General features: G+C 57.2%; 13 protein-coding genes and 1 tRNA gene. 9 read left to right on the forward strand and 5 right to left on the reverse strand.

Going from position 1 to position 11932, the window contains the following annotated elements:
- Positions 1-50 precede the first annotated feature (50 nt).
- Complete coding sequence (gene ung, locus ACYYKW_RS14730) at positions 51-743, reverse strand: uracil-DNA glycosylase (protein WP_093103829.1); 693 nt, start codon at positions 741-743, stop codon at positions 51-53.
- Between the two features lie 132 nt (positions 744-875).
- Here ung and ACYYKW_RS14735 point away from each other — a divergent pair, with 132 nt between their 5' ends.
- Positions 876-1988 carry an enoyl-CoA hydratase/isomerase family protein gene (locus ACYYKW_RS14735; protein WP_464990436.1) on the forward strand — a complete coding sequence of 371 codons (1113 nt, stop codon included), beginning with the start codon at positions 876-878 and terminating at the stop codon, positions 1986-1988.
- A 64-nt stretch (positions 1989-2052) separates the two neighbouring features.
- Here the strand turns inward: ACYYKW_RS14735 and ACYYKW_RS14740 are convergent, their stop codons facing one another.
- Positions 2053-2454, reverse strand: a complete 402-nt coding sequence (locus ACYYKW_RS14740; protein WP_093103835.1) for a hypothetical protein — start codon at positions 2452-2454, stop codon at positions 2053-2055.
- A 371-nt stretch (positions 2455-2825) separates the two neighbouring features.
- Between ACYYKW_RS14740 and ACYYKW_RS14745 the strand changes: the two genes are divergently transcribed.
- From ACYYKW_RS14745 to ACYYKW_RS14775, 7 genes are all read left to right on the forward strand, one after another.
- Positions 2826-4313 (forward strand): sensor domain-containing diguanylate cyclase, encoded by a 1488-nt coding sequence (locus tag ACYYKW_RS14745; RefSeq protein ID WP_093103838.1) that lies wholly within the window; start codon positions 2826-2828, stop codon positions 4311-4313.
- A 4-nt stretch (positions 4314-4317) separates the two neighbouring features.
- The gene (locus tag ACYYKW_RS14750) at positions 4318-4536 is read left to right on the forward strand and encodes a cysteine-rich CWC family protein (protein WP_275407429.1); all 219 of its coding nucleotides are present in this window, start codon (positions 4318-4320) and stop codon (positions 4534-4536) included.
- A 33-nt stretch (positions 4537-4569) separates the two neighbouring features.
- Positions 4570-5262, forward strand: coding sequence for a pseudouridine synthase (locus ACYYKW_RS14755; protein WP_336355077.1), 693 nt, complete (start codon positions 4570-4572; stop codon positions 5260-5262).
- 315 nt (positions 5263-5577) lie between these two features.
- On the forward strand, positions 5578-6462 hold the full coding sequence (locus tag ACYYKW_RS14760) for an alpha/beta fold hydrolase (protein WP_464990437.1): 885 nt from the start codon (positions 5578-5580) through the stop codon (positions 6460-6462).
- 156 nt (positions 6463-6618) lie between these two features.
- A tRNA-Gly gene (locus ACYYKW_RS14765) sits at positions 6619-6692 on the forward strand.
- Positions 6693-6946: 254 nt separating this feature from the next.
- Complete coding sequence (locus tag ACYYKW_RS14770) at positions 6947-7264, forward strand: helix-turn-helix domain-containing protein (RefSeq protein WP_464990438.1); 318 nt, start codon at positions 6947-6949, stop codon at positions 7262-7264.
- The gene (locus tag ACYYKW_RS14775; RefSeq protein ID WP_464990439.1) at positions 7257-8516 is read left to right on the forward strand and encodes a type II toxin-antitoxin system HipA family toxin; all 1260 of its coding nucleotides are present in this window, start codon (positions 7257-7259) and stop codon (positions 8514-8516) included. Before ACYYKW_RS14770 ends, ACYYKW_RS14775 begins: the two co-directional genes overlap by 8 nt.
- A gap of 73 nt (positions 8517-8589) precedes the next feature.
- Here the strand turns inward: ACYYKW_RS14775 and tam are convergent, their stop codons facing one another.
- Both tam and ACYYKW_RS14785 read right to left on the reverse strand, forming a co-directional pair.
- Complete coding sequence (tam, locus tag ACYYKW_RS14780; RefSeq protein WP_464990440.1) at positions 8590-9360, reverse strand: trans-aconitate 2-methyltransferase; 771 nt, start codon at positions 9358-9360, stop codon at positions 8590-8592.
- Positions 9361-9480: 120 nt separating this feature from the next.
- Positions 9481-10566: a type I restriction endonuclease gene (locus ACYYKW_RS14785; protein WP_090282182.1), complete on the reverse strand. Its 1086-nt coding sequence runs from the start codon at positions 10564-10566 to the stop codon at positions 9481-9483.
- Positions 10567-10785: 219 nt separating this feature from the next.
- Here ACYYKW_RS14785 and ACYYKW_RS14790 point away from each other — a divergent pair, with 219 nt between their 5' ends.
- Positions 10786-11196: a low affinity iron permease family protein gene (locus tag ACYYKW_RS14790; protein ID WP_090282181.1), complete on the forward strand. Its 411-nt coding sequence runs from the start codon at positions 10786-10788 to the stop codon at positions 11194-11196.
- A 117-nt stretch (positions 11197-11313) separates the two neighbouring features.
- Here the strand turns inward: ACYYKW_RS14790 and ACYYKW_RS14795 are convergent, their stop codons facing one another.
- On the reverse strand, positions 11314-11817 hold the full coding sequence (locus ACYYKW_RS14795) for a DUF4142 domain-containing protein (protein WP_093103858.1): 504 nt from the start codon (positions 11815-11817) through the stop codon (positions 11314-11316).
- Positions 11818-11932 lie beyond the last annotated feature (115 nt).

The following is an 11932-nucleotide window of genomic DNA, read 5'->3' on the forward strand; positions in this document are numbered from 1 at the left end:
AAAACCCTGTGGGAGCTGGCTTGCCAGCGATGGGGCACTTCAGATCCCCATCAGATGGGCGGCAGGCGCCACTCGATCGGCGTCTCGCCATTCTGCTCAAGAAACTTGTTCGCCCGGCCAAAGTGCCCGCACCCGAGAAACCCGCGATAAGCCGACAACGGCGACGGATGCACCGAAGTCAGCACCAGGTGCTTGGTGGCGTCGATCAGCTTTTGCTTGCTCTGCGCGTGCGCGCCCCAAAGCATGAACACCAGATGCGGCTGCCGCTCGCTGACCACTTCGATGATGCGGTCGGTGAAGAACTGCCAGCCCTTGTCCTTGTGCGCATTGGCGTTGGCGCGCTCGACGGTCATGGTGGTGTTGAGCATCAACACGCCCTGATCGGCCCAGCTCTGCAAATAGCCGTGGTTGGGAATGTCGATATTGAGGTCGCGCTTCAACTCTTTATAGATGTTGACCAGCGACGGTGGCGCCGGCACGCCCGGTTGTACCGAGAAGCACAAGCCGTGGGCCTGACCGGGGCCGTGATACGGGTCCTGGCCGAGGATCACCACCTTCACTTTCTCCAGCGGCGTCGAATTCAGTGCGTTGAAAATCATCGGTCCCGGCGGATAGATCTCCTTGCCGGCCGCTCGCTCCTGCTGCAGAAACTGGCGCAACTCTGCCATGTACGGCTGGTCGAACTCAGCACGCAGTGCCTCCTTCCAGCTCGGTTCGAGTTTGATACGGTCATCAGCAGTCATGGTCATACCCGGCAAAAACAATGGGGCGAACCCTAGGAAAGCCGACCACGCTTGTCAATTGATCTGACGCAGATCCGGCACTTTCCCCCACAGCGATCATACTGATCGTTCAATTTCCCGATCGAGGTCACGATGAATCTGCACTTCGAAGAACTCACCGGCACCGACGGCGCCCGTATCGGCATCGCCAGCCTGGATGCCGAAAAGTCACTGAACGCACTGTCCCTGCCGATGATCAACGCCCTCGGCGACAAACTCAGCGCTTGGGCCAATGACCCGCAAATCGTCTGCGTGCTGTTGCGTGGCAACGGCGCCAAGGCGTTCTGTGCCGGCGGCGAAGTGCGCAGCCTGGTCGAAGCCTGCCGCGCACATCCCGGCGAAGTACCACCGCTGGCGGCGCAATTTTTCAGTGCTGAATATCGTCTGGACTACCAACTGCACACCTACCCGAAACCGCTGATTTGCTGGGGCCACGGTTACGTGCTCGGCGGCGGCATGGGCTTGTTGCAAGGTGCGAGCACGCGGATCGTCACGCCGAGCAGCCGTCTGGCGATGCCGGAAATCACCATCGGCCTGTATCCGGATGTCGGCGCCAGTTGGTTTCTCGCCCGGTTGCCGGGCAAGCTCGGGCTGTTTCTCGGTTTGACCGGCGCGCACATCAATGGCCGTGATGCGCTCGATCTGGGCTTGGCCGACCGGTTTTTGCTCGACGAACAGCAACCGCAACTGATCAAAGGCTTGTTGCAGCTCAACTGGCAGGAACAGACCGACATGCAACTGAACAGCCTGCTCAAGGCCCTGCAACAGGAAGCACTGGCGCAGATGCCCGAAGCGCAGTGGCTGCCGCGTCGGCAGCAAATCGACGAATTGCTCGATGTCAGCGATGTCGCGTGTGCCTGGACCGCCATCAGCCTGCAACGCGACAGCAGCGATCCACTGATCGCCCGCGCAGCAAAGACCATGAGCGAAGGCTCGCCGCTGACTGCGCATCTGGTCTGGCAGCAGATCATTCGCGCGCGGCATATGTCACTGGCCGAAGTTTTCCAGATGGAATACACCCTGAGCCTCAATTGCTGCCGGCATCCGGAATTCAGCGAAGGGGTGCGAGCGCGGTTGATCGACAAGGATCAGAAACCGCACTGGCACTGGCCGGATATTCATCATGTGCCGGAAGCGGTGGTCGACGCGCATTTTCACAAGGCTTGGGAGGGGCGGCATCCGTTGGCGGATTTGACCCAGTACTAGCTTTTGGAAAAATCGCAGGCAAAAAAAAGCGGCGCTCGATGCGCCGCTTTTCATTTGCGGGTGATTACCAGCGATTGCCACGGCCGTTGTAATCACGGCGACCGCTGTGGCGATCGTAGTTGCCGCGACCGCGGTGGTCATTGTCCCAACCGCCGCGACGGTGGCCTTCCCAGCGTCCGCGATCATTGCCGTGCCAGCGGCGGCTTTCGTAATAACGCGGGGCCGGTTGGTAGTAGCGCGGCGCCTGGTAGTAACGCGGTTGCTGGTAATAACGTGGTGCGGGCTGATAGTAACGCGGCGCCGAATAGTATGTGCTGCCGCCCCGGTAATACGTGCCACCTGTGTTGTAGTAGGCCGGCGCGGGTGATGTGTACACCTCGGAGTAATACGAGTCCGCGTAGGAGTACGGGACGCAACCGGCAACGGAAAACATCAACGCAGCAAGCAGAAGAATTCGTCTATACATGGCGGCCTCCTGGACCGCGGGTGGGCCACACCAGCGACGCTGGCAGGCATCAGTCGTTTATCGGTGACTGACGAAAAATCAGACAGCGATTTCGGCATCTGGTGCGTTCCTGCAACAAGTTGAAACAAGTGATCGATGAAAGGTTTAATTTTTAAAAGGTCGCCGTTGGCTGATACCGAGCCGATCACAAACGTTGCCATCACCAAAATGAGCTCCCTCTCCTTCCGGGAGAGGGCTGGGGTGAGGGGCTGCGATTTTTCCTGTCACTTCGCTGAGTCAGATCCCCCGCCATTTCCGGCACAAATCCCGCAGTCTTTTCCTGGCCATCCCACTAAAATGCTTGCCATCGGGCCACTGCCAACGGATCTGCCATGCCGCTTCGTTCACCGCTGTACTCGCAACGCTCACTGGTGCTGACCCTGGTCGCGCTGCTCGGCGCCGGTTTCCTCGCCACGTCGTTGCTGAGCTATTACGCCTCGCGGGCGTCGATCCGCGACAACATCGTCAACACCGAACTGCCACTGACCTCCGACACGGTCTATTCGGAAATCCAGAAGGATCTGGTCCGGCCGATCCTGATTTCTTCGATGATGTCCCGCGACACGTTCATGCGCGACTGGGTGGTCAACGGTGAGCAGAACCCGGAGCAGATGACCCGCTACCTCGACGAGGTCATGACCCATTACGGCGCCTATACGGCGTTTTTCGTCTCCGACAGCACGCACACTTATTACCACGCCAAGGGCGTGCTCAAGCAGGTCAAGGTCGACGAGCCGCGAGATGCCTGGTACTTCCGCGTGCGCGACATGAAAGACCCGTACGAGATCAACGTCGACCCGGATCTGGCCAACAAGGACAACCTGACATTTTTCATCAACTACAAGGTTTACGACTACCACGATCGGTTCATCGGCGCGGCGGGTGTCGGGCTGACCGTCGACGCGGTGATCAAGCTGATCGACAAATATCAGCAGCGCTATCAACGCAGCGTGTACTTCGTTGACACCTTCGGTCGCCTGGTCCTGACCGGCGCCGAGGGCGGACCGCAAGGTGCACACATCGGCCAGAGCCTCGGCGAGCTGGACAGCATGAAGAGCCTGATCAGCCAACTGCCGAAACCGCACAGCGGCAGTTATGAATATTCCACCCACGGGCAGGGACATTTCCTCAACGTGCGGTTTATTCCAGAGCTGAACTGGTACCTGTTCGTTGATAAACGTGAAGACGGCGCGTTGAGTGAAATCCGCCAGTCGCTGTACCTCAACCTGCTGATCTGCCTGCTGGTGACGTTGATCGTGCTGGCGCTGCTCAACCGGGTGATCAAACGCTACCAGAACAAAATCCAGGCATTGGCCACGCTCGACAGCCTCACCGGCCTGCCCAACCGCCGCGGCTTCGATATTCTCGCTGCGCAGGCGTTGCACGAAGCTCAGCGCGAGACTCGACCGCTGACTGCGCTGTTGCTCGACCTCGACCACTTCAAGGCGTTGAACGACACCCATGGTCATATGGCTGGCGATCAGGTGTTGCTCGGCTTCGCCCGCGATCTGCAAAGCTGTCTGCGCCACGCCGACATTGTCTGTCGCTGGGGCGGTGAGGAATTTATCGTATTGTTGAAGGACACCGACGGCGACACCGGTCAGAAAATTGCCGAGAAGATCCGCCAACACGTCGAGCAACACGAATATGCCTACAACGGCCACAGCCTGAATCTGACCGTGAGCATCGGCGCCACCACCGTGCAACGCGATGACACCTTGCACAGTCTGCTGTCGCGGGCCGATCATGCGATGTACCGGGCCAAGCACACCGGCCGCAACCGCACCTGCGTGGAAATGCCTCACTCGACTTATGCCTGATGACATTGCAAAACCCGACCTTTGCCCGGCCTGCGGCGCTCGCAACGACTGCAGCCTGGCTGATCCGCGCACGGCCGACCGCGAATGCTGGTGCTACGGCGTGACGATCGACCCGGCGGTGCTCGAGGCACTGCCGCCAGCGCTGCGCAACCAGTCCTGCCTGTGTCCACGTTGCGCGCAGGTCGAGGCGCAACTGCAAGCAGGCCGGCGCCCGATCCCGTAAGATGCGCGGCCGTTCATCCGTTGAATACTGACCATGCGCGTCGACCGTTTCCTCAGTAACCTGCCCCGCTATAACCGTCAGCAGGTTCGTCTGTTGCTGGTGGAAAAGCGCGTGCGTGTTGACGGAAAAGTCGTTAGCGACCCGCACAGCGAGGTGCTGGAATTCAGCCGCATCGAAGTCGATGACGAAATCCTGCAAAGCGGTAAACCGGCGCGCTACTTCATGCTGCACAAGCCACCGGGCTGCGTCAGCGCCACCCGCGATCCGCAACACCCGACCGTGCTCGACCTGCTCGATGAACCGGACAAGGCCGACCTGCACATCGCCGGGCGTCTGGACTTCAACACCACCGGGCTGCTGCTGATCACCAACGACGGCGCCTGGTCGCGGCGCCTGACTCAACCGCAGACCAAGCTGCCGAAGGTCTATTACGTCGAGACCGAGCAAGAGATTGACGCACGCTATGCGCCGACCTTTGCCGAGGGTATCTATTTCGCCTTTGAAAACCTGACCACCCAACCGGCACACCTGCAGATACTAGGGCCGCATTCGGCGCGGCTGAGCATCGTCGAGGGCCGCTATCACCAAGTGAAGCGCATGTTTGGTTTTTTCGACAACAAGGTGCTGCGCCTGCACCGCGAATCGATGGGCGAACTGGCCCTCGATAGCGCGCTAAAACCGGGCGAGTACCGCGCTTTGCGCACCGAAGAGATTCATTTGTTCTAAGCCTGCGACCGCTCAGCCGAAGTTGTCGAACAATTTCCCAACGGCACTTGCGCGATCCAGACTCCCCTGCTTGAATCAGGTCGTCGGCCGAAATGTGACCGATGAGTCACCACATACTTCCAAGAAACTTTTTGTCGGTCGCACGCCCGCGGGGCTGCACTGCAACCGGCAGACTGCCCGCCAATAACAACACCCGTCGACCTGCCTTACCGGATCGACATGGGCCAACACATTCCAGGCGTATGCCTACCTGTCACAAAGCTCGTGCAATCTTCGTTGCGCGCATACCCGCTTGCTTGCCAGGAGTCTTACGACATGAGGCCAGAAATCGCTGTGCTGGATATACAGGGTCAGTATCGGGTTTACACGGAGTTCTATCGCGCAGACGCCGCAGAAAAGACCATCATTCTGGTCAACGGCTCGATGGCCACGACGGCGTCGTTTGCCCAGACGGTGAAAAACCTGCACCCGCAATTCAACGTGGTCTGCTACGACCAGCCCTACGCCGGTCGCTCAAAAGCCCACAATCGCCACGAGAAACATCTGACCAAGGAAGTCGAAGGGCAGATCCTGCTGGAACTGATCGACCACTTTGCCGCCGAACACGTGCTGTCGTTCTCCTGGGGCGGCGCCGCGACGCTGGTCGCCCTCGCCCAGCAGCCACGACGCATCGAAAGAGCGGTGATCAGCTCGTTCTCGCCGGTGATCAACGCGCACATGCTCGATTACCTTGAGCGCGGCGTCGACTACCTCGGCAATCTGGATCGCGACCGCGTCGGCCATCTGGTCAACAACACCATCGGCAAACACCTGCCGTCGCTGTTCAAGCGCTTCAATTATCGCCACGTCAGCAGCCTGGCCGAACATGAATACGGGCAGATGCATTTCCACATCAACGATGTGCTGCACAGCGACCGCCAGTGCTACTTGAACGCGGCGAAGAAGATCAACGTACCGGTGCTGTTTCTGAACGGCGAATGGGACGAATACACCGCCGCCGAAGACGCACGCCTGTTCGGCAACCATGTGGCGCAAAGCACGTTCACCACCCTGCAAGCCACCGGGCATTTTCTCGACATGGAACATAAAGCCGCGTGCCGCGACAGCCAGAATGCCTTGCTCGGCTTTCTGAAACCGGCGCAGCAGACCAATCGAACGCGCTACTCGTTTGTGCAGGGCCAACATGCATTGGCTATTTGAAAGGATGTCAGCGCGGGCAAGGCTGCGGGCGGGATGCGTTCGTCTGACCTTTGCAGCCCTTGCTCGCGACTGACCGGTTTCTACGTAAAAAGCCGCTGAAAAGAAAAGAAAACTTCAAATCCGTGGCCGAGTCTGGTACAAAGTCAGCCGCTCTGAGCGGGTATAGTTTAGTGGTAGAACGAAAGCTTCCCAAGCTTTAGATGAGGGTTCGATTCCCTCTACCCGCTCCAACCAAATTTGGTCTCACGTCGTGCTTTTTGGACGGGGGACGCGGGAATGAAAAAACCGGCCTATAGGGCCGGTTTTTTTGTGTCCGGGATTTGTGAAAAGACAATTTCAAGAGTATCCCCTCGATATTGACCAAAACATCCCCCCCAACATAAATCCATTATTTGGTGTTTTATATCGATAATTTGCGGATAAAATCCATTAAAATGGTTTTACGCTACACTTCAGAAATCAGACTTCTTCAAGAGACATTGCCATGCTGGAGCTTAATCTCAGCACACCCGCTGAAATCGTCAAACGCCTATGCGGTCGGCTTCGTACAGAACGGCTCGCTCTGGAAATGACCCAGGCTGATGTGGCTGCACGGGCTGGTATCGGAATCAACACCGTGTCCAACCTGGAGTCTGGCCGCAACGTCGGGTTCGAGAATCTGGTGCGCGTTGCGATGGTGCTTGGCCGAGGAAAAGAACTCGACGACTTGTTCCAGCCCAGGCTCGAAACCCTGGACGATATCCTGCGTTATGAAAACAGCGCCAAGCGTCAGCGCATCAAAAGGAAACCTGACAATGCTTGAAAGGGTTGACGTTTATTACGAGGGCTGGGGTGAGCGCTGGCTTTGGGGCTCGCTTGTTTCCACTACAGCGTTGACCGGGCGCCCATTGATAGTGTTTGAGTACAGCGATGAGGCGAAGAAAAAAGGCCTGGAACTGTCCTCCCTTCGCCTCCCGTTAGCGGGCGGGAAGCTGAGGCGAGATTTCCCATCGCATCAAATGGGTCTTCCCGGCCCGGTCTATGATGCGTTGCCGGATGGTTGGGGCATGCTTCTGATGGATCGCTTGTTCAAACGTCGCGGCCTCAACGCCGCACGCATCGGCCCCCTGGAGCGTTTGGCCTACGTCGGCGCGAACGCGATGGGCGCCATGTCGTTCGAGCCTGTCGCTCCTGAGTTAATGGTACCGGCCACCCATGGCTCGATTGAGCTGCTGGCGGCTGAAGTACGCGAAGTGCTCGACGGCGACGGTGCACAGTTGCTGCAGAAATTATTGCTGGTAGGTGGCTCGCCGCAAGGTGCCAGACCCAAGGCGTTGATCTATCGCGATCCCAGAACCGGGACATTTACCACGGCGACGGTCTCTGGATTCGAAGCCTGGCTGGTGAAATTCCCCGGTCAGAGCGAGCATCCCGAAGTCTGCGCAGTCGAAATGGCCTATTCAGAATGCCTGCGTTTGTGCGGCATCGAGACGCCCGACAGCCAGCACTTCCGCCTGTCTGATGGAATGGCCGCTTTCGCCAGCAGACGCTTCGACCGACAAGACGGTCTGCGCATCCCCATGCAGAGCCTGGCAGCCTTGACGGGAGCCGACTTTCGATCCCCCGGCGCATTGGATTACGTGAGCTTTCTCCGTGCGACCCATCACTGCACTAACGACGTGCGCGAGAAAGCGCTGGCCTTCGAACGAGCGGTTTTCAACGTCGCGTTCAACAACCGGGATGATCATCCGAAGAATTTCGCCTATCTCATGTCGTCTTCCGGCGAGTGGAAGTTGTCGCCTGCCTTCGACGTGACCTTTTGCGAAGGGCCCGGCGGTTATCACCAAATGGACATCATGGGTGAAGCTTTGGAAATTGGCCGCAAGGAGATGCTGAGGCTTTCGCAGGAAGCGGAAATATCAATCGATAAAGCGGAGGACGTGATAGATCGAATATGCGCCGTTGCCAGCCGGTTTTCGGCAATCGCTGCCGAACTGCTTCCGAACGAGATAACCCCAGAGACTTTGCAAGTCATCCAGGGCAGGATCGATAGCAACATCGCCCTCCTTCGTTGAACCGGCCCATTCCTCCGGCCAGCAAACTGAGCCTGCATGCAGGACATAAAAACGAGCCTGCTGAGGGGGTGTTTCAGCGGGTCGCAACAATAAACAAACGTGGAAACGGCAACAGCACCGAGCCATCCGCCAATGCCGGATAAGCCTTTTCGATGTCTGCGAGATACCGCTCCAGGTACTGCGCTTTTTCCGCCTCATCCAGCGGACTCAAAAATGGAATCAACCCGCTCCCCTTGAACCACTCTACGACGCCGGCCGCCCCGCCAGACAACTGATGGTGATAAGTCGTACGCCACACGTCCACTCGCGCACAGTGCGGTCGCAGCATTGAAAAGTATTCGCTGGCGCTGGCCATGTCGGTGCGCTGCCCTGCCGCGCCAGCGAGCTTGCTCGCCCATGGGCCATTGGCGGCGACTTCGCGCATCAGTCGGTGAGAGGGTTCATTGAGATTGTCGGGCATCTGGATCGCCAGACTGCCACCCACTGACAGCTTGCTTGCCAGTGCCGGCAGCAACGTCGCGTGATCAGGCACCCATTGCAGCACGGCGTTGGCGAAGATCACATCGAACGGACCTGCCTCCGCCCATTCATTAATCTCAGCAACATCGAACCGCACTTGCGGCAAGCGCTGGCGTGCCGCATCGATCATGTCCGCCGAGCTGTCGAGTCCACTGACCTTTGCCGCAGGAAACCGCTGCACCAGCAACTCCGTGGAGTTACCGGGACCGCAACCGATATCGACCACGGTTCGCGCATCAGCCGTGGGAATCGCCGCCAGCAAATCACGGGCCGGGCGGGTGCGTTCATCTTCGAAAGCGACGTATTGCTTGGCAGACCAGCTCATTGCGTTCTCCTGTCGGGGTGTTCAAATTGCTTTTCACGATACAGGCAGCGTGAAATGCAATTCCAGTGTGAACGTTGCAAGAATGTCCGACTAAACGACAAGCCGCAGAGCGACTCTCCATCAATCGTAATAGCCGACAGTTTTTTTCAGGTGATCAGAGAACTCATAGATGTCATCCACCGAATTGATCGCATGACGCGTTTCGTTTTTTTCTTCATCGAATATGCCGAGATACTTTTGGGACCGATTGAAATGCAAACGGCAGATCGGTTTGCGATTGTTGTCATCCAGCAAAATACCGAAATAGCTTTGCGTATCGCGCTGAACAATGCGCTTGGCATCAACGACTGATCGGACCAGCGCTCGAACGATGTGGTAACCCTCCAATTCTTCCAAGGTTGTCAGAACTTTGTCATCCGACTCATCGCGCGGATCTACCGGATCAGTTCCGACAGGAACCGAAGGCAAGGACGCCAGCGCGGGCTGAATAGCGCCGCTCATGGCCGATTTGAGCCGATCATTGATCTGGTCATTCAAGAATTGCACGACAGCTTTTCTGGTCAATTCGTGAAACTGATCTCGCACTTTCTGCGTGATCACGCCGTCATAAACCCGGGAAGCGAATACCTTTACAAAGTCATCATCTGGCTTGCTGACCTGCGCGGCGAGAACCTTTTTGATTTGGCTGACATATTTCAACTCACCCGCCGCATTGATGATGGAATCAACGTCAAAGGCCGACTTGGTCAGTTTCACCAACTCGGGGACTGAATATTCATCAATGTCCAACAGATCCAATTCAAGGAACGGTTTCTCATCCATTTTGTTCGGCGCATCCAGATCGGTGAAGAATTTATAGACCTGGCCGTTGGTGAGGATGGAGATTCGAGCACTGGTGACATGGAAATAGCGGAACAACTGTGAGGCATGATTGATATGCAACGACTCACCGATTTTTTTGCACTCAATCAGAATCTGCACCTCACCCTCTTTCATGATCGCGTAGTCGATCTTTTCGCCCTTCTTGGTGCCGATATCGCAGACGAATTCGGGCGTCACTTCGGTCGGATCAAAAACGTCGTAACCCAGAACGGTACTGATAAAGGGCATGACGAACGCATTTTTCGTCGCCTCTTCCGTCTGGATAGCTGCGCTCTGCAAGCGGACTTTGGCGGCTAGGCTGGCTAACTTTTCGAAGAATTCCATGAGTGGCCTCTTGCGGGTTTCGATCCGTGGAACAAGCTGATGGCAGTTTGACTGCCATTTGATACTAGACCCAAACCTGCACAATGAAAGGCCAGCTAATAAACGAACTGAATTGGCGAGTCCTGACGAGGCATCAAGTGCGTGGGAGAAGTTGTAAACAGAATTTTCAGCGCAACGCCGGTGTCTGAATTTCAAGCTCCCAACAAAAGGACTTCCATCATGAAATTTGCAAAAATCGCCCAAAAACTCGCACTCTGGGCCGGTAGCCCGAAGACGTTCATGGGCGCGTTGATCCTGATCGGGTTATGGGGTTTGAGCGGACCGATTTTTGGTTACAACGATACCTGGCAACTGATCATCAACACCTCGACCACGATCATCACATTCCTGATGGTTTTCCTGATCCAGAACACGCAAAACCGTGACACCGACATCTTGCACCTCAAGCTCGATGAGCTGCTGCGGGTCAACAAGGAAGCGCAGAACGCAATGCTCGGGCTGGAAGCGCTGGACCTCAAGCAACTGGAGGAATTGCGCAAGCACTATCGCTCGCTGGGGGAGAACCAAGTGTTCGAGCTTGAGGGGCTCGGTGACAAGAGCAAGCCGAAGCAGGATTTGAATGAGTGCTGAGCAATCTGCATATAACCCCTCCCACACGAGACGCGTCGCAGGCGTAAAAAACCTTCGCAATGCCTGCATCAAGCAGGCCCTGCGAAGGTTTGGGGATGCAGGGATCAGCTTGAGAATTTAGCGACTGGCCTGTAGAGCCCGGGCCTTCTCCAGATGGCTTTGCAGTTTTGGCAAAGTCTCATCGGCAAACGCTTTGATTTCCGGCACGTCGGTGGTCTGTGCCTGTTGCTCGATCTGGGTGATGGCTTCTTCGGTGGCTTTGACCTGACTGGCCGCGTAGGCCTGATCGAAGGTCGCGCCATCCTTCACTTCCGGCATCAATTCCTTGGCCTTGTCGGCGAGCTCTTCGCGGGGCGCGACCGGCAAGTCGAGCTTCCTGGCGATTTTCGCCAGGTGCTGGTTGGCCGTGGTGCGGTCGTTGATGACGACGATGGTGTAATCCTTGACCTCTTTGGATTCGGTCTTGCCGTGGGCCTGACGGCTGGCTTCGATGTCGGCCATGCCTTTGGCGGAAGCATCATTGATGAATTCGGCAGGCGACTGGGCGAACGCACTGCTGGCGCACAGGCCCAGCAGCGTTGCAAAACTGACGGTACGTATACGGGTGGCCATCCGGCTCATGGTCGCGCCCTCCTTCGTTGAAAATACTCAAGCGGGCAGTGATTCGCCCGCTGCTTAAATACACGTGGCGGACAAACGTCCGCCTCAGTTAGGAATGTTTTAACGGTCAAAGGTT

This window comes from Pseudomonas sp. 15C (genome assembly GCF_055484735.1).

Excerpts from the sequence above, each read along its gene's own strand:
- ung (WP_093103829.1), bottom strand. The coding sequence starts at position 743 with ATGACTGCTGATGACCGTATCAAACTCGAACCGAGCTGGAAGGAGGCA.
- ACYYKW_RS14735 (WP_464990436.1), top strand. The coding sequence starts at position 876 with ATGAATCTGCACTTCGAAGAACTCACCGGCACCGACGGCGCCCGTATC.
- ACYYKW_RS14740 (WP_093103835.1), bottom strand. The coding sequence starts at position 2,454 with ATGTATAGACGAATTCTTCTGCTTGCTGCGTTGATGTTTTCCGTTGCC.
- ACYYKW_RS14745 (WP_093103838.1), top strand. The coding sequence starts at position 2,826 with ATGCCGCTTCGTTCACCGCTGTACTCGCAACGCTCACTGGTGCTGACC.
- ACYYKW_RS14755 (WP_336355077.1), top strand. The coding sequence starts at position 4,570 with ATGCGCGTCGACCGTTTCCTCAGTAACCTGCCCCGCTATAACCGTCAG.
- ACYYKW_RS14760 (WP_464990437.1), top strand. The coding sequence starts at position 5,578 with ATGAGGCCAGAAATCGCTGTGCTGGATATACAGGGTCAGTATCGGGTT.
- ACYYKW_RS14770 (WP_464990438.1), top strand. The coding sequence starts at position 6,947 with ATGCTGGAGCTTAATCTCAGCACACCCGCTGAAATCGTCAAACGCCTA.
- ACYYKW_RS14775 (WP_464990439.1), top strand. The coding sequence starts at position 7,257 with ATGCTTGAAAGGGTTGACGTTTATTACGAGGGCTGGGGTGAGCGCTGG.
- tam (WP_464990440.1), bottom strand. The coding sequence starts at position 9,360 with ATGAGCTGGTCTGCCAAGCAATACGTCGCTTTCGAAGATGAACGCACC.
- ACYYKW_RS14785 (WP_090282182.1), bottom strand. The coding sequence starts at position 10,566 with ATGGAATTCTTCGAAAAGTTAGCCAGCCTAGCCGCCAAAGTCCGCTTG.
- ACYYKW_RS14790 (WP_090282181.1), top strand. The coding sequence starts at position 10,786 with ATGAAATTTGCAAAAATCGCCCAAAAACTCGCACTCTGGGCCGGTAGC.
- ACYYKW_RS14795 (WP_093103858.1), bottom strand. The coding sequence starts at position 11,817 with ATGAGCCGGATGGCCACCCGTATACGTACCGTCAGTTTTGCAACGCTG.